Source organism: Bradyrhizobium sp. CCBAU 25338 (genome assembly GCF_028128965.1).
GTDB classification, from domain to species: Bacteria; Pseudomonadota; Alphaproteobacteria; order Rhizobiales; family Xanthobacteraceae; genus Bradyrhizobium; species Bradyrhizobium liaoningense.
Window position 1 is genome coordinate 368,434 of sequence record NZ_LFKY01000040.1, and the last position, 24,081, is coordinate 392,514.

The 24,081-nt window shown below is 64.4% G+C and carries 25 protein-coding genes; 16 read left to right on the forward strand and 9 right to left on the reverse strand.

Annotation, left to right across the window (positions count from 1 at the left end; genetic code table 11):
- Positions 1-91 precede the first annotated feature (91 nt).
- The 6 genes from sufC to ACM42_RS26195 all read left to right on the forward strand — a co-directional run bounded on the left by sufC (position 92) and on the right by ACM42_RS26195 (position 4,849).
- Positions 92-841 (forward strand): Fe-S cluster assembly ATPase SufC, encoded by a 750-nt coding sequence (sufC, locus tag ACM42_RS26170; RefSeq protein ID WP_035675958.1) that lies wholly within the window; start codon positions 92-94, stop codon positions 839-841.
- A 12-nt stretch (positions 842-853) separates the two neighbouring features.
- Positions 854-2,158: a Fe-S cluster assembly protein SufD gene (gene sufD, locus ACM42_RS26175; protein ID WP_271530579.1), complete on the forward strand. Its 1,305-nt coding sequence runs from the start codon at positions 854-856 to the stop codon at positions 2,156-2,158.
- On the forward strand, positions 2,155-3,402 hold the full coding sequence (locus ACM42_RS26180; protein WP_271530580.1) for a cysteine desulfurase: 1,248 nt from the start codon (positions 2,155-2,157) through the stop codon (positions 3,400-3,402). The genes sufD and ACM42_RS26180 overlap by 4 nt, the downstream gene beginning before the upstream one ends.
- Positions 3,399-3,770: an SUF system Fe-S cluster assembly protein gene (locus ACM42_RS26185; protein ID WP_028177247.1), complete on the forward strand. Its 372-nt coding sequence runs from the start codon at positions 3,399-3,401 to the stop codon at positions 3,768-3,770. Before ACM42_RS26180 ends, ACM42_RS26185 begins: the two co-directional genes overlap by 4 nt.
- Positions 3,771-3,818: 48 nt before the next feature.
- Positions 3,819-4,229: a HesB/IscA family protein gene (locus ACM42_RS26190; RefSeq protein WP_271530581.1), complete on the forward strand. Its 411-nt coding sequence runs from the start codon at positions 3,819-3,821 to the stop codon at positions 4,227-4,229.
- 158 nt (positions 4,230-4,387) lie between these two features.
- On the forward strand, positions 4,388-4,849 hold the full coding sequence (locus tag ACM42_RS26195; protein WP_271530582.1) for a TfoX/Sxy family protein: 462 nt from the start codon (positions 4,388-4,390) through the stop codon (positions 4,847-4,849).
- Between the two features lie 44 nt (positions 4,850-4,893).
- On the opposite strand, the gene fabA is transcribed toward ACM42_RS26195, so the two are convergent.
- From fabA to ACM42_RS26215, 4 genes are all read right to left on the reverse strand, one after another.
- Positions 4,894-5,424, reverse strand: coding sequence for a bifunctional 3-hydroxydecanoyl-ACP dehydratase/trans-2-decenoyl-ACP isomerase (gene fabA / locus ACM42_RS26200; protein ID WP_271530583.1), 531 nt, complete (start codon positions 5,422-5,424; stop codon positions 4,894-4,896).
- A gap of 189 nt (positions 5,425-5,613) precedes the next feature.
- A complete protein-coding gene (locus ACM42_RS26205; protein ID WP_271530584.1) occupies positions 5,614-6,681 on the reverse strand; it encodes a GGDEF domain-containing protein in 1,068 nt (355 codons plus the stop codon).
- A gap of 163 nt (positions 6,682-6,844) precedes the next feature.
- Positions 6,845-8,359, reverse strand: coding sequence for a DEAD/DEAH box helicase (locus ACM42_RS26210; RefSeq protein WP_271530585.1), 1,515 nt, complete (start codon positions 8,357-8,359; stop codon positions 6,845-6,847).
- Positions 8,360-8,658: 299 nt separating this feature from the next.
- Positions 8,659-9,642: a helix-turn-helix domain-containing protein gene (locus tag ACM42_RS26215; RefSeq protein ID WP_271530586.1), complete on the reverse strand. Its 984-nt coding sequence runs from the start codon at positions 9,640-9,642 to the stop codon at positions 8,659-8,661.
- Between the two features lie 199 nt (positions 9,643-9,841).
- On the opposite strand from ACM42_RS26215, the gene ACM42_RS26220 reads away from it, so the two are divergent.
- The 5 genes from ACM42_RS26220 (at position 9,842) to ACM42_RS26240 (ending at position 14,498) form a co-directional block, all read left to right on the forward strand.
- Positions 9,842-11,356, forward strand: a complete 1,515-nt coding sequence (locus ACM42_RS26220) for a caspase family protein (protein WP_271530587.1) — start codon at positions 9,842-9,844, stop codon at positions 11,354-11,356.
- A gap of 84 nt (positions 11,357-11,440) precedes the next feature.
- Positions 11,441-11,656: a hypothetical protein gene (locus ACM42_RS26225; RefSeq protein WP_271530588.1), complete on the forward strand. Its 216-nt coding sequence runs from the start codon at positions 11,441-11,443 to the stop codon at positions 11,654-11,656.
- Positions 11,657-11,735: 79 nt separating this feature from the next.
- Positions 11,736-12,149: a hypothetical protein gene (locus ACM42_RS26230; protein ID WP_271530589.1), complete on the forward strand. Its 414-nt coding sequence runs from the start codon at positions 11,736-11,738 to the stop codon at positions 12,147-12,149.
- Between the two features lie 156 nt (positions 12,150-12,305).
- Entirely contained in the window at positions 12,306-13,553 is a 1,248-nt protein-coding gene (locus ACM42_RS26235; RefSeq protein ID WP_271530590.1) for an FAD-dependent oxidoreductase, read from the forward strand.
- 177 nt (positions 13,554-13,730) lie between these two features.
- Entirely contained in the window at positions 13,731-14,498 is a 768-nt protein-coding gene (locus ACM42_RS26240; protein ID WP_271530591.1) for an outer membrane protein, read from the forward strand.
- A gap of 110 nt (positions 14,499-14,608) precedes the next feature.
- On the opposite strand, the gene ACM42_RS26245 is transcribed toward ACM42_RS26240, so the two are convergent.
- The 4 genes from ACM42_RS26245 to parE form a co-directional block, all read right to left on the reverse strand.
- Positions 14,609-15,379 (reverse strand): SDR family NAD(P)-dependent oxidoreductase, encoded by a 771-nt coding sequence (locus ACM42_RS26245; RefSeq protein WP_239623430.1) that lies wholly within the window; start codon positions 15,377-15,379, stop codon positions 14,609-14,611.
- Positions 15,380-15,400: 21 nt separating this feature from the next.
- Entirely contained in the window at positions 15,401-15,586 is a 186-nt protein-coding gene (locus ACM42_RS26250; RefSeq protein WP_271530592.1) for a hypothetical protein, read from the reverse strand.
- 309 nt (positions 15,587-15,895) lie between these two features.
- Positions 15,896-16,678, reverse strand: coding sequence for an outer membrane protein (locus ACM42_RS26255; protein WP_271530593.1), 783 nt, complete (start codon positions 16,676-16,678; stop codon positions 15,896-15,898).
- 478 nt (positions 16,679-17,156) lie between these two features.
- A complete protein-coding gene (gene parE / locus ACM42_RS26260; RefSeq protein WP_271530594.1) occupies positions 17,157-19,199 on the reverse strand; it encodes a DNA topoisomerase IV subunit B in 2,043 nt (680 codons plus the stop codon).
- 273 nt (positions 19,200-19,472) lie between these two features.
- Between parE and ACM42_RS26265 the strand changes: the two genes are divergently transcribed.
- From ACM42_RS26265 to ACM42_RS26285, 5 genes are all read left to right on the forward strand, one after another.
- On the forward strand, positions 19,473-20,003 hold the full coding sequence (locus tag ACM42_RS26265) for a DedA family protein (RefSeq protein ID WP_239623433.1): 531 nt from the start codon (positions 19,473-19,475) through the stop codon (positions 20,001-20,003).
- A gap of 224 nt (positions 20,004-20,227) precedes the next feature.
- Positions 20,228-20,893: an FMN-binding negative transcriptional regulator gene (locus tag ACM42_RS26270; RefSeq protein ID WP_271530595.1), complete on the forward strand. Its 666-nt coding sequence runs from the start codon at positions 20,228-20,230 to the stop codon at positions 20,891-20,893.
- Positions 20,890-21,873, forward strand: a complete 984-nt coding sequence (gene argC, locus ACM42_RS26275) for an N-acetyl-gamma-glutamyl-phosphate reductase (RefSeq protein ID WP_271530596.1) — start codon at positions 20,890-20,892, stop codon at positions 21,871-21,873. The genes ACM42_RS26270 and argC (ACM42_RS26275) overlap by 4 nt, the downstream gene beginning before the upstream one ends.
- A 100-nt stretch (positions 21,874-21,973) precedes the next feature.
- On the forward strand, positions 21,974-23,020 hold the full coding sequence (gene argC / locus ACM42_RS26280) for an N-acetyl-gamma-glutamyl-phosphate reductase (protein WP_271530597.1): 1,047 nt from the start codon (positions 21,974-21,976) through the stop codon (positions 23,018-23,020).
- Between the two features lie 14 nt (positions 23,021-23,034).
- Positions 23,035-23,628 (forward strand): class I SAM-dependent methyltransferase, encoded by a 594-nt coding sequence (locus ACM42_RS26285; protein WP_028177572.1) that lies wholly within the window; start codon positions 23,035-23,037, stop codon positions 23,626-23,628.
- 3 nt (positions 23,629-23,631) lie between these two features.
- On the opposite strand, the gene ACM42_RS26290 is transcribed toward ACM42_RS26285, so the two are convergent.
- Positions 23,632-24,030, reverse strand: a complete 399-nt coding sequence (locus ACM42_RS26290; RefSeq protein WP_271530598.1) for an MAPEG family protein — start codon at positions 24,028-24,030, stop codon at positions 23,632-23,634.
- Positions 24,031-24,081 lie beyond the last annotated feature (51 nt).

Genomic DNA, 24,081 nt, shown 5'->3' on the forward strand with positions numbered 1-24,081 from the left:
AAGGATGGATTTCGGAAAGATTGGTGGCCTCAGTCCTTCGAGACGCGCCTGCGGCGCTCCTCAGGATGAGGAGATAGATGGAAACATGACAATGGCTTTGCTTGAAGTGAAAGACCTCAAGGTTCGTGTCGAGGAGCGTGAGATCCTCCATGGGTTGACGCTGACCGTGAACGAAGGCGAGGTGCACGCGATCATGGGGCCGAACGGCTCCGGCAAGTCGACGCTCTCGCACGTCATCGCCGGCAAGCCCGGCTATGAGGTCACCGACGGTCAGATCCTGTTCAAAGGCGAGGACCTCCTGGAGATGGCGCCGGAGGAGCGCGCCGCGAAGGGCGTGTTCCTGGCATTTCAGTATCCGGTCGAGATTCCCGGCGTTGCCACCATGACCTTCCTGCGCACCGCGCTCAACGCGCAGCGCAAGGCGCGCGGCGAGAGCGAATATTCGACGCCTGATTTCCTGAAGAAGGTCCGTGAAGTCTCGAAGTCGCTGAACATCCCGCAGGACATGCTCAAGCGCGGCGTCAATGTCGGCTTCTCCGGCGGCGAGAAGAAGCGCAACGAGGTGCTGCAGATGGCGCTGTTCGAGCCGAGCCTGTGCATCCTCGACGAGATGGATTCCGGCCTCGACATCGACGCGCTGCGCATCGCGGCCGACGGCGTCAACGCGCTGCGCTCGCCCAAGCGCGCGATGGTCGTCATCACCCACTATCAGCGGCTGCTGAACTACATCGTGCCCGACGTCGTGCACGTGATGTCGAGGGGCCGCGTCGTGAAGAGCGGCGGCAAGGAGCTGGCGCTGGAGCTGGAAGCGTCCGGTTACGCCCAGTTCGAGGCCGCGTAAGGATTGGTTGCAATGAACGTTGCTGTGGCAAAGACCGGAAGTGGCCGCGCGGTGAGCGATCTCTTCGCCAGCGCCGAAGGCCGCTTGCCGGGATCGCCTGATGTGATCGCGGCGCGCCGCGAGGCGTTCGAGAGCTATGAGCGTCTCGGCCTGCCGCATCGCCGGATCGAGGAATGGAAATACACCGATCTGCGTGCGCTGGTCGGTGAGGTGCTGCCGCTAGCGGCCGCACCCGATGCGGCCGCGCTGAAGCGCGCTGCGGAGGCCGTGAACGCGCATGGGATCGCAGGCGCCTGCAAGCTGGTGCTGGTCGACGGCGTTTTCGCGGCCGAGCTCTCCGACGTGAAGGCGCTCGCATCCGAAGTGAGCCTCACGACGCTGCGGGAGGCGCTGGAGAAGGATGCCGGCCTCCTGAAGACCGTATCCACCGATGCCGTGATCGCGCTGAACGCGGCGCTGGCGACCGACGGCGTGGTGCTGTCGATTGCGGATGGTGCGCAGCTGTCTGCGCCGGTCCAGATCATCCATGTGGCGACTGCCGCTGCGGCCTCGGCCTTCACTCGCTCGCAAGTGAAAGTCGGGAAGGGCGCCCGCGCCACCATCATCGAAAGTTTCGTCGCGGCCGGTGCAAGGACCTACCAGGTCAATGACGCCGTGCTTGTGACGGTCGGCGACGACGCCGACGTCGCCCATATCCGTCTGATGGACGATGCGCCCGATGCGGTGAACATCACCTCGCAGTTCGTCACCGTCGGTGCCAACACCAAGCTCAATTTCTTCAACATGACCATCGGCGCAGCTGTCAGCCGGCTGCAAGGTTTCATCACGCTGGCGGGCGAGGGCAGCGAGCTCTCGATCAACGGCGTGAACCTGTTGCAGAAGACCGAGCATGGCGACACCACGCTGGTCGTCGACCATGCCGTGCCGAACTGCGTTAGCCGCGAGATCTTCCGCGCGGTGGTCGACGATCGCGCCCATTCGGTGTTCCAGGGCCGCATCATCGTCCGTCCCGACGCGCAGAAGACCGACGGCAAGATGATGACGCGCGCGCTGCTGCTCTCGGACGAGGCCGAGGCCGACAACAAGCCCGAGCTCGAGATCTTCGCCGACGACGTCTCCTGCGGCCACGGCGCCACCGCCGGCGCGCTGGACGACACCTTGTTGTTCTATCTGAAGGCCCGCGGCCTGCCGGAGAAGCAGGCCCAGGCGCTGCTGATCCAGGCCTTCGTGGGCGAGGCGATCGAGCAGATCGCCGACGATGGTTTGCGCGAGCATGTGATCGGCATGGCCGAGCGCTGGCTGGAGCGGCGGTCATGAGCACGCATCCGGCGGTCAAGAACGGCGCTTATGACGTCGCGCGCGTGCGCCAGGATTTCCCGGCGCTCGCTTTGCAGGTCTACGGCAAGAAGCTGGTCTATCTCGACAACGCGGCATCCGCGCAGAAGCCGCAGTCGGTGCTCGACCGCATGACGCAGGCCTACACGAGCGAATACGCCAACGTGCATCGCGGCCTGCACTATCTCGCCAATGCCGCGACCGAAGCGTACGAGGGCGGCCGCACCAAGGTCGCGCAGTTCATCAACGCGCCGCGTACGGAAGAAGTGATCTTCACCCGCAACGCGACGGAGGCGATCAACCTGGTCGCCTCGTCTTGGGGCAGGCCGAACATCGGGGAAGGCGACGAGGTCGTCATCTCGATCATGGAGCACCACTCCAACATTGTTCCCTGGCATTTCCTCAGGGAACGCCAGGGTGCCGTGATCAAGTGGGCGCCGGTCGACGACGAGGGCAATTTCCTCATCGACGAGTTCGAGAAGCTGCTGACGCCGAAGACCAAGCTGGTCGCGATTACGCAGATGTCGAACGCGCTCGGCACCATCGTGCCGGTCAAGGACGTCGTCAAGATCGCCCATGCCCGCGGCGTTCCGGTGCTGGTCGACGGCAGCCAGGGCGCGGTGCATCTGCCGGTCGACGTCCAGGACATCGGCTGCGATTTCTACGTCTTCACCGGTCACAAAGTGTATGGCCCGACCGGCATCGGCGTGCTCTGGGCCAAGTACGACCATCTCGTCGCGATGCGCCCCTACAATGGCGGCGGCGAGATGATCCGCGAGGTCTCGCGCGACATCGTCACCTACGGCGACCCGCCCCACAAGTTCGAAGCCGGCACCCCGCCAATCGTCGAGGCCGTCGGCCTTGGCGCCGCCATCGACTATGTCAATTCGATCGGCAAGGAGCGCATCGCCGCGCACGAGCACGATCTCACCACCTATGCCCAGGAACGCCTGCGCGAGATCAACTCGCTGCGGCTGATCGGCACGGCGCGGGGCAAGGGCCCGGTGATCTCCTTCGAGCTCAAGGGCGCGCATGCCCATGACGTCGCCACCGTGATCGACCGCCAGGGCATCGCGGTGCGCGCCGGCACCCATTGCGTGATGCCGCTTTTAGAGCGGTTCAACGTGACCGCGACGTGCCGGGCCTCGTTCGGCATGTATAATACTCGGGAAGAAGTCGATCATCTGGCACAGGCGCTGCTGAAAGCGCGGGATTTGTTCGCATGAGTGACACGGCCGAAATCAAAGCCAATCCGATGGAGACCCATTCGGCGCTGCCGCCGGAGGAGACCGAGCGTCTGACCACCGAGATCATCGCCGGGCTCAAGACCGTCTTCGATCCGGAGATTCCGGCCGACATCTACGAGCTCGGCCTGATCTACAAGGTCGAGATCAAGGACGACCGCTCGGTCGACGTGCTGATGACGCTGACGACGCCGAACTGCCCGGCCGCCGGCGAACTGCCGACCATGGTCGAGAACGCGGTCGCCAGCGTCCCTGGCGTCGGCGTGGTCGACGTCAAGGTCGTCTGGGAGCCGCCGTGGTCGCCGGAACGCATGAGCGACGAGGCGCGGCTCGTGCTCAACATGTGGTGACGCCACCACGGGCATTGAATTCGCGCCGCAACGGACCACATCACTGATATGACCCAAATTTCGTCAGGCTCGACACCAGCATCCACTCCGAAGCCACGGCGGCCGCGCCCGCAGGTAATGCGGCTGACGGACGCCGCCGCCCAGCGCATCAGCGAGCTGACCCAGCGTGCCGATTCCGAGATCGTAGGTCTCCGCGTCGGCGTGAAGAATGGCGGCTGTGCCGGTCAGTCCTACTCGGTCGAATACGCCCACGAGATCCGGCCGACCGACGAGGTCGTCGAGGACAAGGGCGTCAAGATCCTCGTCGATCCCAAGGCCGTGCTGTTCCTGCTCGGCACCGAGATGGACTACAAGGCCGACAAGATGCAGGCCCAGTTCGTCTTCAACAATCCCAACCAGGTCTCCGCCTGCGGCTGCGGCGAATCGGTCGAGCTGCGTCCGGCCAAGATCGACGGATAGCGCCTTCTCAACACTCTCGTGTCCCGGACGCGCAGCAGCGCCCTCGCGCTGCTGCGCAGAACCGGGACCCACGCTATAGTAATGGATGCAGAAGACTGGGCCCCGGCTCAGCAGCGCATCGTTACACGCTGCGCTGCGTCCGGGGCACGAGGGTGCGTATGGACCGCGAATTCCTGATCGACCTGTTCGCTGATTTCGGCCCTGTCACCATCCGCAAGATGTTCTCGGGCTACGGCATCTCCGCCGACGGCGTCAATTTCGCGCTGTCCTTGCGCGCCGGCCTGTTCTTCCGTGCCGACGACGTGACCATTCCGGACTTCGAGGCCGAAGGCTCAAAGCCGTTCCAGTACTCGACCCGCGCCAAGACCGTGGTGGTCAACTCCTACTGGGAGTTGCCAGCACGCCTGTTCGATGATTCTGCAGAGCTTGCACAATGGGCGAGGGCGGCCCTCGCCGCGGCCCAACGCGCCAAGGTGAAGAAGCGGCCGAAGGCGAAGAAGCCGGCGGCGAAGAAAGTGGAGCCGAAGAAGCCCGTTGCGAAGAAGCGGCCCGCCAAGAAGACCGCCAAAAAGGCCGTTCGCAACGTGGGCAAAGCAAAGCGTGCCCACCGTCCAGGATAGAGATGCTGGGCATGGCTTGCGCGCCTATGCCGACTCTACGAGCATCAATCCACGGCCTTGGTCAGGCCGACTCTCATGTCCTTGGCGGTGAACACGCAAACGCCATCGGCAAGCACTTGGCCATCGGCAATTCCGAGTACCAGCTTGCCGCGGCGGACCATGCGCATGGCGACCTCGTAACGCACGCGTTTTGCGTCCGGTGTGACCGTGCCCGTGCACTCAACCTCGCCGACGCCGATGGCGCGGCCTTTACCCGGCGAGCCTGACCAGCCAAGCCAGTAGCCGATCATCTGCCACATGGCGTCGAGGCCCAAGGAGGCCGGCATCATCGGGTCGCCGTGGAAATGGCAATCGAAGAACCAGTGGCCCGGCGCGATGTCGAACTCGCCGACGATATGGCCCTTGCCGTATGCGCCACCGTCCATGCTGATCTCGGTGATGCGGTCCATCATCAGCATCGGCGGCGCCGGCAATTGCGCATTGCCTGGGCCGAAATAGCCGCCTTCGCTCGATCTCAGCAGTTCGTCCTTGGTGTAGGACGGTTGCGGCGTATGGAAATCGTGAGGATTGGACAAGACGACATGTCCTTTGCGGGCCCGGGTACAGGAGGCCGATGATGCAGCTTCAGATGTCGTTCGTCACGGAAGAGTTTCAAGCGGCTGCCGCGTAGGACGGGCAAAGCGACTCGTCGGCCGTAGCTCCCAGAGCGAAGGCGGGTGCGGGCCCGACAACCGACATAGCCCGATCGGGAGCATTGCGAAAACCTACGCCACGCGGCTGGGTGTCTCGGCCGCGTATTCCGGATCGGCTTCGCAGATCACGCGGTTGCGGCCATTGCGCTTGGCGGCGTAGAGGCAGGCATCCGCACGCTCGATCAGCGCGTCGGTGTCGTCGCCCTCCTTGAGCATGGAGACGCCGACGGAGATGGTGACGCGGCCGAGGATCTCGCCCGTCGACTTCTTCTTCAATTCCTTCGCCATCACGGCGCGACGGATGTGGTCGGCCACCGTGAGAGCCTGGCGCAGCGCGGTGTTGGGCAGCACGACCGCGAATTCCTCGCCGCCATAGCGTGCGGTGATATCCTGGCCCTTGATGGTCTGCTTCATCGAAAGGCCGACGAGCCGCAGCACCTGGTCGCCGGTGAGATGGCCGTAGGAATCGTTGAACGACTTGAAGTGGTCGATGTCGAACAGCAGCAGCGACAGCGGCTCGCCCGAGGCGAGCGCGTTCTGCACGGCCATGCCGATCATGCGGTCGAAATACTTGCGGTTGCCGAGGCCGGTGAGGGGGTCGGTCAGGCTCTCGGCGCGGATCGCTTCCAGGCTCTGCTGGAGATTGCTGATCTCGTTCTTCGACAGCGTGAGCCGGTCTTCCAGCGCCTTGTTGGTCTCGCGCATCTCGCTGGTCGAGCGCAGCAGGGCCTCGACGATCGTCTTGAGCTGGTCGCGGCTCTTGGCCGACGACAGTTTCTCGGTCGCGCCCGACAGGCTGGCGTCGTAGGCGCTGGTCATGCCGAGCGCGTCGCCCAGGACCTTCATCACGTCGTCGATCTCGCCGATGACGCGCGCGCCGACCTTGTCGATGCGGTCGGTGGTCTTGATGTGGGAGAGATAGGTCTCGTAGATCTGCTCGAGATCGGCTTCGGTCAGCTTGCCGCTGCGCGCCAGCGTCTCGTTGATGATCTTGTTGAGCGGCGCGTTGTAGCCGGTGGCGTAGACGTACCAGATCTCGTAATTGCGGGGAATTGCCGTCTGCCGAAGCGATCGGATCTGACCGAGCGCCACCTCGGCGAACGCCATCGTGCGTTCGTGTTCATCGAGCACCTTGATCACAGAACATACCCCACAGCGGCCGGCGCGCCCCCGACCGCAGCAATGCTTAAATTATGTTCGTAGGCTAACGGACGATCGTGAACGCCCCGTAAATATACGTTCACGAAGGCGTCTAATAAGGTGTGCCGCGGGTTTGCTCAACCGAAATCTGAAGCGTTGCGCTTCAGGCGCCGGCGGGCGAGCGTACCGGCCGCAGCAGAAACGCCGGCAGATGCGAGTGATCGCCCGGCTCGGTGTCGACTTCGCGCTGGCGGCGCGGTTCGGGACGGCCGATCGAGGGGACATGCGAGATGTTGGCCTGCTGGCGCGCCTCGCGACGCGGCTCAGCCCGGCGCTTGTCGTCGGACCGATGCCGTGATTCGGCGGGCTGTCGCGCCTCCGAAGAAGGCCTCGATTCAGAGGCATGTCTTGCCTCGCCTCGCGCCTCGCGCGGCTCGACGCTGCGCTCACGGTCGCGGCCGCGCTGCGGCTTGCCGCGACCGCCGCGTGAACGTTCACGGCCGCGCTGCTCGCGCGGACGCTCGCTCGCATCGGATGCCTCGGCCGGGACTTCGTAATCACCTTCGACGCGCGGAATGCTCTGGCCGATCAGCTTTTCGATCGCGACCATCGACTTCTGGTCGAGTGGTGTCACGATCGAGATCGCGGTGCCGGTGCGGCCGGCGCGACCGGTGCGGCCGATACGATGAACGTAGTCGTCGGCGTGATGGGGAACGTCGAAATTGAAGACGTGGCTGACCTCGGGAATATCGAGGCCGCGGGCGGCGACGTCGGAGGCGACGAGCAGCGGCAGCTCACCCTTTCGGAACTGTTCGAGTGCCGCCGTGCGGGCCGACTGGTCCATGTCGCCGTGCAGCGCGCCGACGCTGAAGCCGTGCTTCTGAAGCGACTTGTGAACGATGGCGACCTCGCGCTTGCGATTGCAGAAGATGATCGCGTTCTTGAGGTCCTTGGCCTCCCGCAGCAGGCGGCGAAGCAGCTCGCGCTTCTCGTGCGCCTCGCGTCCGGCAGGCACCTGGGCTTGCGTGACGGTGACGGCGGTGGTGGCGGGCCGGGAGACCTCGATCTTCTGCGGATTGTGCAGGAAGGCTTCGGTGATGCGCCGGATTTCCGGCGGCATGGTCGCGGTGAAGAACAGGGTCTGCCGCGTGAACGGGACGAGCTTGCAGATGCGCTCGATGTCGGGAATGAAGCCCATATCCAGCATGCGATCGGCTTCGTCGATGACGAGCAGCTCGACCCCGGTGAGGAGCAGGCCGCCGCGCTCAGTGTGATCGAGCAGGCGGCCGGGGGTTGCGATCAGCACGTCGACGCCGCGCATCAGCTTGGCATCCTGATCGCCGAAGGAGACGCCGCCGATCAGGAGGGCGACGTTGAGTTTCTGGCCAGCGCCGTAGCGGTCGAAGTTTTCCTTCACCTGCGCCGCAAGCTCGCGGGTCGGCTCGAGGATCAGGGTGCGCGGCATGCGCGCCCGGGCTCTGCCCTTCTCGAGGATGGTGAGCATCGGCAGCACGAAGGCCGCGGTCTTGCCGGTGCCGGTCTGGGCGATGCCGAGCACGTCCTTGCGTGCGAGGACGTGAGGGATCGCCTGTTCCTGGATGGGGGTGGGAGTGGTGTAACCGGTAGCCGCCACTGCGGCGAGGACTTTTTCGGACAGTCCGAGATTTGAAAAGGACATTGAGCCTCTGGTCGAAACCGCCGTTCGGAATCGAGGGTAATTAAGGCTGTCGCGTTCCACCCCGAAACGGCGCGCTCTCGAAGAAGCTGGGGGTGCTGACTCACGCGAACAAAGCGCAAGGCTCAGGAATCGCTCGTCGATCTGAGCCGCGTCGCACTGGAACATAGGGGGGAATTGGCCAAAGTCAATGGAGCAGGCGCGGGAAGGCCCTAAAAAACCTGAGGTTTTTGCCCAAATCGCGGGCGCGGCTGGGATTTTCTGCTCTGCCCGTCGGTCCGGCGGCAATCGCTAGACGACGGCTAAAGGCCATCCGAACCCCTGGCCCGGAAGTCGCCGGGCGCCATGCCATGGGCGGCGTTGAAGACCCGGTAGTAGGTCGCCAGGCTCTCGAAACCGCAGGACGTCGCGATGTCGGCGATCAGCCGCTCCGGCGCCTCGCGCATCAGGCGGCGGCTCCGCTTCAGGCGCTCGTCGGTCACGGTCTGCGAGAAGCTCTTCTCGGCTGTCTCGAACAGCATGTGCAGGTGACGCACGGACACGCCGAGCAGGTCGGCCACCATGGTCGGCGCCAGGTTTGGGTTTTGCAGGTGGCGGGCGATCAAGCGGCGGGCCTGCGACAGGCGCGCGGTTCGCAGCGCGGCCTGGCCGCGCCGGCTGCCGGGCCGCACGATACCGCGCTCGATCAGCGCCAGATGGGCCAAAGCTTGAACCAGGGAGGTCTGGACGAGAGGGGGCGCATCGGCAGCGGCGGCGGCATCATCCGCGGCGGCCTCGCCGAGATCGGCAAAGCAGGCAGCGAGCAGGGGCGCCAGGGTCGGATCGTTGAACGTCCGGGGCGCAAGCTCCCGCATGCGCTTGTCCTGCGTCGGGATGCTGCTCACGGGAATCTTCAGGATCCGCAGGTGAAAGCCCCCGGAGCCCTGTGGCGCGGTGCGGTAAGGCAGGTCGGTATGGCTGGTGGCGAAGCTGCCGTTGGCGATGGAAAAGTCGCTTGCGCGCATGCCGCCGAACCAGCCACCGCTGCCGAGCTGCTGGTAGACGCAGATTGCGTCACCCGGGGCGTTGGCGATGTCGGACGTGCTGCGCTCGACCGCGTAGGGCGAGGCCTTCAGCTCGACGAGGCCGGCCCCGCCAAGCTGGCGCAGCGAGAATTCGCCGAAGAAGTTCGTTCGCCGTTCGCGCTCGAGCTCGGCGGTAACGCCGAACAATCCCTTGGCGCGCACCTCGCGCCAATACTCGAAGCGGTCGTGTGGCTCCACCTCGTCCGTACACCAGCGAAACACGGCTGCCCCTCACTTCCGGCGAAATCGTCCAAGAAGAACCAGATTCCAACGCAATCTGCCAGAGCCAGATCGAGGAATCGGCGCCCAGGGCCCTTGAACCGTCGTTGCCTCTGGGCCGACTATCACACAGCGGCAGGGGATCCCGTGAACTGCTGTTCGAAGGAACCGGCGCAGGGCCGTTCTGCAGGGAAATTTTGCGATGACGCGTCGGCTTTTCGGAATTCTGGCGGCCCTTGGCCTCGCGGCGAGCCTGAGCGGCTTCGCAGCGCCTGCCTATGCCGAGAAGCGCGTCGCGCTCGTCGTCGGCAACAACGACTACAGGAACGTCCCGAAGCTGCTCAAGGCCGTCAACGACGCCCGCACCATGGGCGACACGCTGAAGCAGCTCGGTTTCTCGGTAATGGTCGCGGAGAACCAGAGCCGGCAGCAATTCTCGGAGACGCTGCTCGCCTTCGACAAGGCAATCGAGCCCGGCGACACGGCGTTCTTTTTCTACGCCGGGCACGGCTTCGAGATCGCCGGCCAGAACTATCTGCTGCCGACCGACGTGCCGGCGGCGACCGAAGGTCAGGAAGAGCTGGTGCGTGACGCCTCGATCCTGGCCGACCGCATCGTCGAGCGCCTTCAGAACAAGAAGGTGCGGACCTCGATCCTGGTGTTCGACGCCTGCCGCAACAACCCGTTCGAGCGCAAGGGCACCCGCGCGGTCGCCGGCGGCGGCGGGCTCGCGCCGATGACGCAACTGCCCGAAGGCGTGTTCTCGGTGTTCTTGGCAGGACCTCGCCAGACCGCGCTCGATCGTCTGTCCAACGACGATACCAATCCGAATTCGGTGTTCACGCGCACTTTCGCCAAGGAGTTGCTCCAGCCCGGCGAGAACCTCGTCCAGGTGGCGCAACGCACGCGCCGTGCCGTCAGCGAAATGGCCGACACGGTCAAGCACAGGCAGGTGCCGGTCTATTTCGACCAGATGGTCGACGACGTCTTTCTCAGCGGCATGGCGAAGGATGTGGCCGCGCGTCCGGCCGATCCGCCGCCGCAGAAGCTTGCGGCACTGCCGCCGGTGTCGGTGCCACAGATGCCGAAGGAGGAGACCATCAACGCGCCGATCGCGAGCTTCTCGCGGCACAATGGCGGCTGGAGCGTTACGTTCTCCTTTGCCGACCCGACGCTCGGCATTTCCTGGCGTATGGCCGGCAAGGGCGATTTCCGCGAGACCGGATTCATCGACACGCTCGATCCGCGCACGCGCAAGCGGATGCCGAACCCGTCGATCGAGCTGCCGCCTGATGCGCAGGCCGGCACCATCGAGGTCCGCTATGTCGATCAGTCCGGCGAGATGCAGGGACCGTTCCCGATCAGGTTCGATCCCGAGGCCGCGTTGATCCGCGACCAGCGCAAGATCCTGGACATGACCGCGACGAGTTGGCTGTCGTTCCGCGAGTTCAACGGTCTGCTGGTCTATTACACCCACCTCGTGTCTTACCGCTGCGCCATCCGCGAGGTGCGCATCGGCATCGACACCGCCGTGCCCAACCAGGTGCTGAAGATGCCGCCTTGCGACATGCGCGATCCCAGCGCGGTCACCGCCGGCATGCCGCTCTACATGAAGCTCGCGCCAAGCACGCAGTCCGTCTCGGTGGAACTGACCTACCGGGACGGCAGCGTCTCGGAGATCAAGAGTTTTCGTAGCGCGAACCGCAGTAATTATTGATGCGCTGTTCAGCCTGACGGGATCAGCCTACGGAGTGGACGAACTTAAATCGGACAGGCCAAGGTGGAAGTGCTAGAGCCAGGGATGACAAAATTCATCATCGTCGCGCTCGTTACGACGCTTCCGGTGCTGGCCCAAACGAATCCAGCCCCCACAGCGCCGCCACTCACCGACCGTGAACGCGTCCAGGCGGACCGCGCGAAGGCCGCCGAGGATGAGAAGCTGGCTCCGATCACGCGACCCTGGGATCGCGACGCCGACGGCAAGCGCCCATGGGAACGGAAGTCGTCGAAGCCCTGAGGCAAGCGAACGTCGATCTCCCGCGGAAGGAACAACTCATTGGTCACCTGGATTGTCTGTCAAACCAGGGAGACGATTCATGATCTGCAAATCCATCTTCGTAACCATCGCTTGTGCCGCGCTGTCGACGGCCGCCTTTGCGCAAGGGGGAGGTGGAGCCGGCGGCGGTGGTGCGGGCGGCGGTGCCGGCGCGGGTACCGGTGGCGCCAGCGCGGGATCTGCGGCCAGCTCAGGCGCCGGAATGGGCACGTCATCCAGCAGCGCCAACTCGGGGCCGTCGGCTCCCTCGGGAATGGGGACGCATGGCACCACGACCGGAGCGAACGTCAATACTAACAACAGCCTGAACAATCCGAACGTTCAGCCCCCGACCACGACCGGGAAGACGCCCGCGGCGGCGCAAGCCGAGCGAAACTCGGGTGTCGGTCATGCGCCCAATGGGTTGCCGATCGGCAGTCCGGGCACCGGGACCAGCAACGAGGACCAGAAATAGTCATCCTGGTTTCAGGCAAAGGCTCGCGCTCTGCGGGCGTTGGTGCTGCTGCGAACCGGCCGCGGCGGGCTATTGCTGCAAATTGAGACTGCCTTCGGACTGAATCGCGCTAGTATCGTCAGGCATATCTTGATCGATACTTGAATCGCGGCGGCAATGACATCCGACCGACAACCAAACCGCACCATGAAGGTCCGCTGCTGCGTCGTCGGCGGCGGGCCGGCGGGCATGATGCTCGGCTATCTCCTGGGGCGGGCCGGGATCGACGTGGTGGTGCTGGAGAAGCATGCGGATTTCTTCCGCGACTTCCGCGGCGACACCGTGCATCCCTCGACGCTTCAGGTGATGGACGAGCTCGGCCTGATCGACGGCTTCCTGAAGCTGCCGCATCAGCGCTTGCAGAAGATGGACGGCTTGTTCGGCGGCACGCCGGTGCGCATCGCCGATCTCAGCCGGCTCCATACCAAATACCCCTTCATCGCCTTCATGCCGCAATGGGACTTCCTGAACTTCCTGCGCGAGGCCGGCCGGCGCTTTGCCTCGCTCGATGTGATGATGAGCACGGAGGCGATCGATCTGATCCGCCGCGGCGAGACCGTCGCCGGCGTACGGGCGAAAGCACGTGACGGCATTATCGACATCGAGGCCGATCTCACCATTGCCTGCGACGGCCGGCATTCGACCGTGCGCGAGCGTGCTGGCCTTGAGGTCGAGGAGATCGGTGCGCCGATGGACGTGCTCTGGTTCCGCGCCGGCCGCAGACCCGACGAGACCGAGAACGTGTTCGCGCGGGTCGAGCCGGGCAAGATGATGATCACTTTCGATCGCGGCGACTATTGGCAATGCGCCTATGTCATCGCCAAGGGACGGTACGATGCGGTGAAGGCGAGGGGATTGCAGGCGTTGCTCGATGACGTCGTGCGCATGGCGCCGATCCTTCGATCCGGCATTGCCGAGGTGAAGAGCTTCGACGATATCAAGCTGCTCACGGTCGCGATCAACCGTCTCAAGCGCTGGACTCAGCCGGGCCTGCTGTGCATCGGCGACGCCGCACATGCGATGTCGCCGGTCGGCGGCGTCGGCGTCAATCTCGCCGTGCAGGACGCGGTCGCGACCGCCAATCTGCTGGCGGACAAGCTTCAGCGCGGCTGCCCGACCGAGGACGAGCTCGATGCTATCAGGCGCCGACGCGAATTTCCGGTGAAGATGACGCAAGCAATGCAGGTGATCGTGCAGAACAACATCATCAGCGGCGCCTTGCAGGGCAGCGATCGGCCGCTCAAAGTGCCGCTGGTCGTGCGCCTCGTCACCGCGCTGCCGTGGCTTCAGGGCATTCCGGCGCGCCTGCTTGCGCTCGGCGTGCGGTCCGAGCACGTGCATTCGAGGGCCGCACCGGGATACTAGCGTGGACCTGGTAGGGATAACGCCGTGCTAAATCGCGCGTGGCGCGTTGCGCGTCTGCAACAGCGCCGACGCATTCTCGGGCCGATGCGTGCTCATCCGCCACGTTAACCGTGTTGATTTCATTTTTAGTAAGAGCCGTCTGTGACCGTGCGCCCATCAAAGGACACGGGGTGTACCATGCGTAGTAAATTGATTGCCGCCTTCGCCTGCACGACAGCTCTGGTTTCGACCGGCGCGGCTTCCGCCGCCGATCTCGGTGCGCGCTACACGAAGGCGCCCGCCTATGTCGAGCCGCTGTTCAACTGGACCGGCTTCTATGTCGGCGGCCATATCGGTGGCGCCTGGACCAACGAGCAGTTCACCAACAACGGGACCGGCGCGCCGTTCGGCGATCTTTCGCCGGGTGATAGCTTCCGTCAGCGCAACTCGGGCATCATGGGTGGCGCCCAGATCGGCTACAACTGGCAGGCCAACAACTACGTGTTCGGCGTGGAAGGGACGATCTCCGGCCTCGACAACAAGGGCACGGTCGTCAACAACGTGTTTGGCGCCGCGGACGACGTGTTCTCCTGGCGCGCCAACGTGCTCGCGACCGTCGTCGGTCGCGCCGGCTTCGCCGTGCAGAACAACCTGTTCTACGTCAAGGGCGGCTATGCCGGCGTGAACAACCGTCTCTCGGTCTCCGACACCGTCGGTGTGGCGACGGGTTCGGGGGAGCAGACTCACTGGGCCAACGGCTGGACCGTCGGCGCCGGCTGGGAATACGGCGTCACCCGCAACTGGATCGTCGGCCTCGAATACAACTATGCGGCCTTCGGCAGCCAGACCTATCAGCTCGGCGGCACCTCGGGTAACTACACCTTCGATGCCAAGCCGCGCGATATCCAGTGGGCCGTCGTGCGCGCGAGCTACAAGTTCGACGCACCGACCATCGGCCGCTACTGAGCACGTCGACGCAACGCGACCAACGATCAAGAAACGCACTGCAAATTTCAAAAGCCCCGGCCTGGTCCGGGGCTTCTTTTTTGTGTCGTTTGATTGCGGCAGGCCCGGCCTCAGGCCATCACCGAGAAGCCTCCGTCGACGGGGATCGCTGTGCCCGTGACGAAGTTCGACGCGGGCGAAGCGAGGAACACGGCGATGCCGGCGAAGTCGTCGATGTCGCCCCAACGCCCCGCAGGCGTGCGCGCCAGCACGCGCTCGTGCAGCCCCGACACCTGCTGCCGCGCGCCGCGGGTGAGGTCGGTGTCGATCCAGCCCGGCAGGATGGCGTTGACCTGGATGTTGTCGGGCGCCCAGGCGTTGGCGCAGGCGCGGGTGTACTGCACGATGCCGCCCTTGCTCGCGGCATAGGCCGTCGCGAAGCTCGCGCCGAAGATCGACATCATCGAACCGATATTGATCACCTTGCCGTTGCCGGACGCCTTCAGCGCCGGATAGGCCAGCTTCGAGCATACGAAGGCGCTGGTGAGGTTGGTGTCGATCACCTTGTTCCACTCGTCGAGCTCGAGCTCGTGCGGCGGCTTGCGGATGCTCATGCCGGCGTTGTTGATGAGGACGTCGATGCGGCCGAGCTCCCCGACGACGCGCTCGATCATCGCCGCGACCGCCGCTTTGTCGGTCACGTCGGTGGCGACGGCGATCGCCTTCACGCCGCGCTGTCTGAGATCGGCGACAGCCGCGGCGGACTTGGTCTCGTTGCGTCCGACCACGGCGATATCGGCGCCGGCATCGGCAAGGCCACGCGCCATGCCGAGGCCGATGCCGCCATTGCCTCCCGTGACGATGGCGACCTTGCCGCGAAGATCGAACCGGCTGGATGTCATGCTTTCATTCCCTGGTTTATCTTATTGGTTACTCAGCCAAATCAACACCAGCCCGAAGCCGGTCATGGCAGCGCCGTAGCCGGCCCAGTGCAGCTGGTTGACCATGAAGCTCGATCGCGGCCACGGAACGGTGCCCGTGCCCTGTCCGATCCAGAGCAGCCCGATGGCAGTCGCAAGCAGGCCTGCGACCAGCAGAAATCTGCGCATGCATTCCTCCCACCGGTCCGCTTCTGTCAGCGGCGCGACGATGAAGGATCGCCGCCGCCCCGAAAGCTTGAGCGCACACTAACCGTAGCTTCGGTGTGGATACAATGGCGGCACCGGCGCAAGCTGCCGGCGGGGGAGGAAGCGTGTCCCTGGAAAGGCAATTCGCGGCTGGGCGATCGGCAGTGCCGATAGTCGGCGGGCGGAGCGCGGCTCGCCGTACACGTCATTGCAGGCGAGCCTCGGCCGCTCGGCCCAAAACGAAAAAGCCCCGGCGATGCCGGGGCTTTGACGTTTGATCGTGAGATCGGATCAGTACTTCGCGACGACCGGACCGGTCCAGTTGAAGCGGTAGACCAGCGAGGTCGAGATCGTCTGGTTCCAGCTGTTGGCACGGATGCTGTTGCCCACCGGAAGGTTGGTGCCGTCGAACAGTTCGTCCTGAGTCTTGGCATTGTAGAAGGCCGAACGATACTCGGTCTTCATGAACCAGCCGGGCGAGGTGATGCCGAAGATGTTCAGGCTGTTCTCGACGCCGCCGCCCACGAACCAGCCATGCCGATCGTAGCTGCTGAGGTGGACGCCCACGGGAGTGCCGCCCAGCGTGGTGAAGTTGGTCTGGCCGAAGTGAGCGCCCGAGTAACCGCCGTTGACGTAGGAGAGAACGTTCGGGGCGACCAGCCAACCGAGGCGAACACCCGCCGCCCAGGAGGTCTCCAGCTTCTGGTTGCCAGTGATGCCGAGGGTCGGATCCTGGATGGTGGCGCGGATGCTGCCGAACTGACCGTCGGCGAACACACCAGCGACCCAGGTGCCGCTGAACTGCCAGTCGTAGCCGGCGCCAACGGTGCCGAACCAGCCCGAGCCGCCCTGGCGCTGGGTGATCGTCAGCGGGGTGCCCGTGGCGGTGTCGACAACGCTCTGGTCGGCATTCGAGAGGCCGCCACCGCCACCGCCGAACACGTAGAAACCGGTCCAGTTGGCAACGGGCGCAGGCATCGGGGCCTTCGCATAGGGACGGGCGCCAAGGTCAGCCGCCGAGGCCGAACCGGTCATCGCCGCAACCGCGGTCAGAGCGAGCAAAGTCTTCTTCATGTCAAATCCCCAACCTTGATCTGTCGTAGCAGGCGCGAGCGCGCTGAAGTTCGTGTCATCTGATGACCAGACTATAGATGGTTCTCGCCGAAATGCTGTTGCCGGGCAGGCACAGTCGCCGGAAAACGCCGGTGCTTGGGTATTTCGAATGCTGCCGCTCGAATCCATAATATGTCATATGTTTCAATGTATTATTTGAGGTCTCAAGACTTCGATTTCGGGTAACCTGTCGTTAGCAAATCCGGCTTTGTTCGAAATGGAGGCAATCCTGGCTCGGCGTTTGAGCTCCTGAGTCGTTGGCCGAGTCGCCCGGTCCAGCGCGAATCGAGTCGTCCACGCCGTGGCCGACTTGGAGGAGCCAAAAAGCAAAAAGCCCCGGCCGAGGCCGGGGCTGGTTTTCGAAGAAGCGGCGGCGCAGTACTTCGCCACCACCGGACGACCGAGCTTGTAGCTGGCGCGCCCGGCACGGACCAATCCCTCAGACGTCCAGCAGCTCTTCGCTGGCAAATTCGGCCTTGTCGGAGATGAAGGCGAAGCGCGCCTCGGCCTTGGTGCCCATCAGCCGCTCCACGGAATCCGCGGTGGTGTCGCGGTCGTCCGCGAGCAGGACCACCTTGAGCAGCGTCCGCTTGCTCGGATCCATGGTGGTTTCCTTGAGCTGCGCCGGCATCATTTCGCCGAGACCTTTGAAGCGGTTCACCTCGACCTTGGCGTTGGCGTTGAACGCGGTCTTGATCAGCTCGTCCTTGTGCTTGTCGTCGCGGGCGTAGACCGATTTGGTGCCGTGCGTGAGCTTGTAGAGCGGCGGCACGGCGAGGAAGAGGTGGCCCTCGTCGATCAGCCGCGGCATCTGCCGATAGAAGAAGGTGATCAGGAGCGAGGCGATGTGCGCGCCGTCGACGTCGGCATCGGTCATGATGATGATGCGCTGGTAGCGCAGATCCTCCTCGCGGTACTGCGCCAGCGTTCCGCAGCCGATCGCCTGCACGAGGTCGGCGAGCTGGGCGTTCGCCGTCAGCTTGTCCTTGCCGGCAGAAGCGACGTTGAGGATCTTGCCGCGCAGGGGCAGCACGGCCTGGGTCTTACGGTCGCGCGCCTGCTTGGCGCTGCCGCCGGCCGAGTCACCCTCGACGATGAACAGCTCCGAACCATCGGTGCCGGCGTCGGTGCAGTCGGCGAGCTTGCCGGGCAGGCGCAGCTTCTTGCCGGCGGTTTTTCGCGCGGTCTCTTTCTCCTGCCGCCGCCGCAGCCGTTCTTCGGCGCGGTCGATCACGAAGTCGAGCAGCCGGTTGGCCATGTTCGGATTGCCCGACAGCCAATGGTCGAACGGATCCTTCATCGCCTGCTCGACGATGCGCTGCGCCTCTGCAGTGGCGAGGCGATCCTTGGTCTGGCCCTGGAATTCCGGCTCGCGCACGAACACCGACAGCATCACGGCGGCGCCGACCATCACGTCTTCCGAGGTGACGGAGGCGGCGCGCTTGCCCTGACCGACGCGCTCGGCGTGATCCTTCAGGCCGCGCAAAAGCGCGCTGCGCAGGCCGGATTCGTGCGTGCCGCCATCCGGGGTCGGCACGGTGTTGGTGTAGGAGGAGAGGAATCCGTCGGCATCCGCGGTCCAGGCCACGGCCCATTCGCAGGCGCCATGCGCGCCGTTGCGGCCCGACTTGCCCGAGAAGATGTCGGGATGCACCAGCGTGTCGGCGTGGATCGCCGCGGCGAGATAATCCTTGAGGCCGCCGGGGAAGTGGAACGTCGCCTCTGCCGGCACGTCCTCGATGCCCTTGAGCAGCTCGGGCGCGCAATTCCAGCGGATCTCGACGCCACCGAACAGATACGCTTTCGAGCGCGTCATCTTGAACAGGCGCTGCGGCTTGAACGCGGCCTTGGCGCCGAAAATATCGGTGTCGGGCTTGAAGCGCACGCGCGTGCCGCGGCGGTTGTTGATCTTGCCGAGGTCCTCGAGCTTCCCCTTCGGGTGGCCGCGCTCGAACGCCATGCGGTAGAGTTTCTGGCTGCGCGCGACCTCGACCTCAAGACGCGAGGAGAGGGCGTTCACCACGGAGATGCCGACGCCGTGCAGGCCGCCCGAGGTCTCGTAGACCTTGCTGTCGAACTTGCCGCCCGAATGCAGGGTGCACATGATGACTTCGAGTGCCGACTTCTTCGGGAATTTCGGGTGAGGATCGATCGGGATGCCGCGGCCGTTGTCGGTCACGGTCAGGAACCCGTCCGCGCCGAGATCGACTTCAATGAAGGTCGCGTGGCCGGCGAGCGCCTCGTCCATCGAGTTGTCGATGACTTCGGCGAACAGATGATGCAGCGCCTTCTCGTCGGTGCCGCCGATATACATGCCAGGCCGGCGACGCACCGGTTCCAGGCCTTCGAGCACCTCGATGTCGGCTGCCGTGTAATCGGCTTCCCCGCCGCTTCCGCGCGGCGCCGCCTTGGCGGCACGAGGTTTCGGCTCGTCGCCGCCGAAAAAGTCGTCTTTTGCTTTTGGCTTCAACTGCTTGGACATATATCTTGATGCGTTTTGAGGGCCGCATGGGCGGCGAATCGGTTAGGCCGACTATGCCACTTCTGCCTTGGAAAGGTTACCGCCGGCGGGCTGGCGATGTGGGTTGGGAGCCAATCCCGGCGATTTTACGCCGCAGGGCCCACAAGTTCCCGGCAATTTGACGGTTCGTTGGGCGTCATGTCGGGTTTTGTGACTTGATGTCACACAAGTGCTTGGCTTACCAGTCCTTTTCATCGAGCAGCACCTTGAGACGGGGCGGGAAGGCTATTTTTGATGGAGCAATTTGCGCACGCCCTGGCTGATTTCGTGCGCGTTCACCAGGCTTGGGCGGCACCGATCGTGTTTCTGCTCGCCTTCGGGGAGTCGCTTGCGTTCATCTCGTTGCTGGTTCCGGCCTGGGGCGCGCTGGTGGCCATCGGTGCGCTGATCGGGGCCAGCGGCATCAGTTTCTTTCCGGTGTGGATTGCCGGCGGCCTCGGCGCGGCGCTGGGCGACTGGGTCTCCTACTGGTTCGGCTACCGCTACAAGGAGAGGGTTGCCCAGATGTGGCCGCTCTCGCGTTATCCGGACCTGCTGCCCAGAGGCGAGGCTTTCGTGCGCAGCTGGGGCATACCCAGCATCTTCATCGGGCGCTTCTTCGGCCCCTTGCGCGCCTCCGTGCCGCTTGCGGCCGGCATCTTCGAGATGCCTTATTGGAGCTTCCAGGCCGCCAATTTCGTCTCGGCCCTGATCTGGTCCGCCGTGCTCCTGCTGTTCGGCGACGTGCTCGCCAAGCTCATGGAATGGATCTGGCGCGTCATCTGACGCCGGCACCTTGACCGGAACCCGATCTGGCCTTATAGCCGCGCGCCATGATCAACGCCGCGACCATCCTGTTCGCCCGTCGCCGCCGCCGCTCTTCAGCGGTTTGGGCGGTCGATCGCGTTTGAGATCATCGTCTTTGCCGCTGGATCCGATCCGCGGCATTCTCTCTCCTGTCAGCGCGATCTGATCCGGCGGCCCCCAAGGAGGCCCAGCAGGAGACCACGATGTACACGCCACCCTTTTTCAAGCAGGACCGCGCCGCGAGCCTGAAATTCGCCGAGGAGCGCGGCTTCGGGACCATGTGCGCCTTCGATGGCCACAAGCCCATCGCCTCGCCATTGCCGTTCTACCTGACCTATGCCGCTGACGGCACGCCGCAGGCCGCCTTTCATCTGGCCCGTCACAATCCGCTGCTAAAGCTGGCGGATGGTGCTGCGTCCTGGCTGCTCGCAGTCAACGGCCCAGATGCCTATGTATCGCCGGACTGGTACGTCTCGCCGGATCAGGTGCCGACCTGGCTCTACCAGTCGGTGCATCTGAGCGGGCCGGTGCGGCTGTTGTCGGATGACGAGCTGTCGGTGCAGGTCGACACGCTCAGCGAAAAGTTCGAGAGCTGGCTGTTGCCGAAGAAGCCATGGACGTCGGGCAAGATGACCGCCGGGCGGTTCGAGGCGATGAAGAAGGCGATCGTGGGCCTGGTCATGACGGTTGAAGAGGTCGAGGGCAGCTTCAAGCTCAACCAGCACAAATCGGACGCCGATTTCGCGGCGATCGCCAACGCGCTTGGCGCCGGTGACGGCGACGCAAGAGAGATTTCACGGTTGATGCGGCACACCCGGCCGCAGATCTTCGCAGACGATACGAACATGCTCGAAAGGAGCGCGCCATGAGCCTCGCTGAGACCACGAAAGCCTCGACCACGGGCGCGGCCAGGAAGCCCGCGACCGTCTTCGTCGACGGCGGCTCCGGCACCACAGGGCTCGGCATCAACGAGCGGCTGAAGCTCCAGAGCGATGTCGCGGTGAAGACCATTGCCGACGACAAGCGCAAGGACCCCGCGGCCAAGAAGGCGCTGATGGAGGAGGTGGACCTCGTCATCCTCTGCCTGCCCGACGATGCCGCCAGGGAAACCGTTGCGCTGGTCGACAGCATGGGCACGTCTGCGCCGAAGGTGCTGGACGCCTCGACTGCGTACCGGGTCGCGCCGGACTGGGCCTACGGCTTTCCCGAGCTGACGCCGGACCAGGCCGGCAAGATCAGCGCGGCGAAGAAGGTCTCCAATCCCGGCTGCTATCCGACCGGCGCAATCGCACTGCTGCGGCCGATCGTCGATGCCGGCCTGCTGCCATCAGATTATCCCGTCACCGTCAATGCCGTGAGCGGCTATTCCGGGGGCGGCAAGTCGATGATCGCGAGCTTCGAAGATGGCAGTGCGCCGTCCTTCGAGCTCTATGGCCTCGGCTTCGAGCACAAGCATCTGCCGGAGATGCAGCTCTACTCCAACCTGACGCGGCGCCCGATCTTCATTCCCTCGGTCGGCAACTACCGGCAAGGCATGCTGGTCTCGGTGCCGCTGCAGCTCGACATGCTGCCGGGCAAGATTGGCGGCGCCGACCTGCAAGCGGCGATGGCAAAGCGTTACGCCGGTTCGAAATACGTCAAGGTGATGCCGCTCCAGAACGAGGCGACCTTGGCCGGCCGGCTCGAGCCGGAGGCGCTCAACGAGACCAACATGCTCGAACTCTACGTCTTCGCCAGCGACAAGTACCATCAGGCACTGCTGGTTGCCCGGCTCGACAATCTCGGCAAGGGCGCCTCCGGCGCAGCCGTGCAGAACATGCGGCTGATGCTGGGCCTTGCCGACAAGTAGCTGATCGAGCGTTGCTCGCGAGGCCAGCCCGGGGAAGGAAGCGACGCTGCAACTTTCTACCCCGGCAAGACGATCCAATGACGCCTGAAAGGGACGCGTGATGAGCTCGAAGAAGATCGGCATTCTCGGCGCCTCCGGTTACACCGGGGCCGATGCGGTGCGCCTGTTGGCGCGGCATCCGGATGCCGAGATCGTCACGCTCACCGCCAACACCCACGCCGGCAAGTCGATGGGCGACGTGTTTCCGCATTTCTTCATGCTGAACCTGCCGAAACTGGTGGAATGGGAAAAGGTCGACTGGAGCAAGCTCGATGCGGTGTTCTGCGGGCTGCCGCACGGCACCACGCAGGAAATCATCGCCGCGGTCCTCAAGGCAAATCCCAAAATCAAGGTCCTCGACATGTCCGCCGATTTCAGGCTGCGGGACAAGAACACCTATGCGCAATGGTACGGCCACGAGCACCGGGCGCTCGAATTGCAGGCCGAAGCGGTCTATGGCCTGACCGAATTTTATCGCGAGAAGATCACATCGGCGCGGCTGGTCGCCTGTCCCGGCTGCTATCCCACGGCGGCGCTGCTCGCGCTGGTGCCGCTCGCGAAAGCCAAACTGATCGACATCGACGACATCGTCATCGACGCGAAATCGGGCGTCACCGGCGCCGGCCGCGGGCTGAAACAGAACACGTTGTTCAGCGAGGCGGGCGAGGGGCTGTCGCCCTATTCGGTCGGCACCCACCGACACGCGCCCGAGATCGAGCAGGAGATCGGCGTCGCCGCCGGTTCCGCGGTGACGATCAACTTCACGCCGCATCTTATTCCGATGGCGCGCGGCGAACTCTGCACGTCCTACGTCAAGCTCAACGGCGCGACGCCGGACGATCTGCGAACCGTGCTGGAGCAGGCTTATGCCAACGAGCCCTTCGTGCATGTCGCCAGGAAGGGCGTGCTGCCGCAGACCCAGAATGTGCGCGGCTCTAACTATGTGCAGATCGGCGTCGTCGCCGACCGGATTAAGAACCGGGCGATCGTGATTTCCACGCTCGACAATCTGGTGAAGGGGTCGGCCGGGCAGGCGATCCAGAACATGAACCTGATGTTCGGGCTGCCCGAGACGACGGGGCTGGAGCAGATCGCGCTGTTCCCATGACACGAGGTACTGCGGTGGACGAAGCGACCTTGCAATTCTACCGCGGCCATGCCGCGTCCTATGCTGGCTGGGCGAAGGCACCGTCGACGCGGCTGCTTGACTTCCTGGCCCTGCTGCCATCCGGCGGCGCGATCCTCGAGCTGGGCTGCGGCGCCGGCAATCATGCGGCGGTGATGCTGGCCGAAGGATTTTCGGTGCGCGCGACCGACGGTTCGCCTGAAATGGCCGAGATTGCCTCGCAGCGGCTCGGTCATCCCGTCGAGACGATGCGGTTCGACCAGCTGGACGCGCAGGAGGCCTATGACGGCGTCTGGGCCAGTGCCTGTCTCCTGCACGTCCCGCGCGATGAGCTTGCCGGCATCCTCGGGCGCATTCATCGTGCGCTCAAGCCTTCAGGCGTGTTCTACGCCAGCTACAAGATGGGCGAGGGTGACGGTCGCGACAGCCTCGATCGCTACTACAACTATCCGCCGCGCGAATGGCTCGAGGCGACTTACGCTGGCGCAGGTCCGTGGATCACGCTGTCAGCCGAAACCAACGTGATCCAGAGTTTCGACAAGACGCCGGCCAACATGCTGCATCTCGTCGTTCGCAAGGTCGCGGCCTGATCTCTAGAAGATATTGAAGATCGCCAGCGCCAGCACGGCCTGCGCGAGGAAGCCGACGGTGAAGGCCAGGGTGCGGAACACCGGGATTCCCATCGTGTAGACGATGATATGTGCGACACGCGACCAGAAATAGACGGCGCAGGCGAGCACGGTCCATTTCGTGGAATAGTCGATCGCATTCAGGATCAGAACCAGCGGGGCGAAGACGATGAGGTTCTCGACCGCGTTGTCATGCGCGAACATCAGCCGGTTCGCCCACTCCGCCTGCGGCTTGTCGCCGCGCGACGGGTTGGCCATGGCGCCGCTAAGCCCGCGAACCTGGCAGCGATTGATGGTGTAGGGAATCCAGAGGATCCCGGTCAGGATCACCGTCAGTGTCAGCCAGAACAATTCGCGCGTCATAGTCCGGTTCCCTCAGTCGTCGCGGTGCTGCAAGCAAGCTTATACAAGCGC

Coding starts and splice junctions, on each gene's coding strand:
- sufC (WP_035675958.1), top strand. CDS start 92: ATGGCTTTGCTTGAAGTGAAAGACCTCAAGGTTCGTGTCGAGGAGCGT.
- sufD (WP_271530579.1), top strand. CDS start 854: ATGAACGTTGCTGTGGCAAAGACCGGAAGTGGCCGCGCGGTGAGCGAT.
- ACM42_RS26180 (WP_271530580.1), top strand. CDS start 2,155: ATGAGCACGCATCCGGCGGTCAAGAACGGCGCTTATGACGTCGCGCGC.
- ACM42_RS26185 (WP_028177247.1), top strand. CDS start 3,399: ATGAGTGACACGGCCGAAATCAAAGCCAATCCGATGGAGACCCATTCG.
- ACM42_RS26190 (WP_271530581.1), top strand. CDS start 3,819: ATGACCCAAATTTCGTCAGGCTCGACACCAGCATCCACTCCGAAGCCA.
- ACM42_RS26195 (WP_271530582.1), top strand. CDS start 4,388: ATGGACCGCGAATTCCTGATCGACCTGTTCGCTGATTTCGGCCCTGTC.
- ACM42_RS26210 (WP_271530585.1), bottom strand. CDS start 8,359: ATGTCCTTTTCAAATCTCGGACTGTCCGAAAAAGTCCTCGCCGCAGTG.
- ACM42_RS26220 (WP_271530587.1), top strand. CDS start 9,842: ATGACGCGTCGGCTTTTCGGAATTCTGGCGGCCCTTGGCCTCGCGGCG.
- ACM42_RS26225 (WP_271530588.1), top strand. CDS start 11,441: ATGACAAAATTCATCATCGTCGCGCTCGTTACGACGCTTCCGGTGCTG.
- ACM42_RS26230 (WP_271530589.1), top strand. CDS start 11,736: ATGATCTGCAAATCCATCTTCGTAACCATCGCTTGTGCCGCGCTGTCG.
- ACM42_RS26235 (WP_271530590.1), top strand. CDS start 12,306: ATGACATCCGACCGACAACCAAACCGCACCATGAAGGTCCGCTGCTGC.
- ACM42_RS26240 (WP_271530591.1), top strand. CDS start 13,731: ATGCGTAGTAAATTGATTGCCGCCTTCGCCTGCACGACAGCTCTGGTT.
- ACM42_RS26245 (WP_239623430.1), bottom strand. CDS start 15,379: ATGACATCCAGCCGGTTCGATCTTCGCGGCAAGGTCGCCATCGTCACG.
- ACM42_RS26250 (WP_271530592.1), bottom strand. CDS start 15,586: ATGCGCAGATTTCTGCTGGTCGCAGGCCTGCTTGCGACTGCCATCGGG.
- ACM42_RS26255 (WP_271530593.1), bottom strand. CDS start 16,678: ATGAAGAAGACTTTGCTCGCTCTGACCGCGGTTGCGGCGATGACCGGT.
- parE (WP_271530594.1), bottom strand. CDS start 19,199: ATGTCCAAGCAGTTGAAGCCAAAAGCAAAAGACGACTTTTTCGGCGGC.
- ACM42_RS26265 (WP_239623433.1), top strand. CDS start 19,473: ATGGAGCAATTTGCGCACGCCCTGGCTGATTTCGTGCGCGTTCACCAG.
- ACM42_RS26270 (WP_271530595.1), top strand. CDS start 20,228: ATGTACACGCCACCCTTTTTCAAGCAGGACCGCGCCGCGAGCCTGAAA.
- argC (WP_271530596.1), top strand. CDS start 20,890: ATGAGCCTCGCTGAGACCACGAAAGCCTCGACCACGGGCGCGGCCAGG.
- argC (WP_271530597.1), top strand. CDS start 21,974: ATGAGCTCGAAGAAGATCGGCATTCTCGGCGCCTCCGGTTACACCGGG.
- ACM42_RS26290 (WP_271530598.1), bottom strand. CDS start 24,030: ATGACGCGCGAATTGTTCTGGCTGACACTGACGGTGATCCTGACCGGG.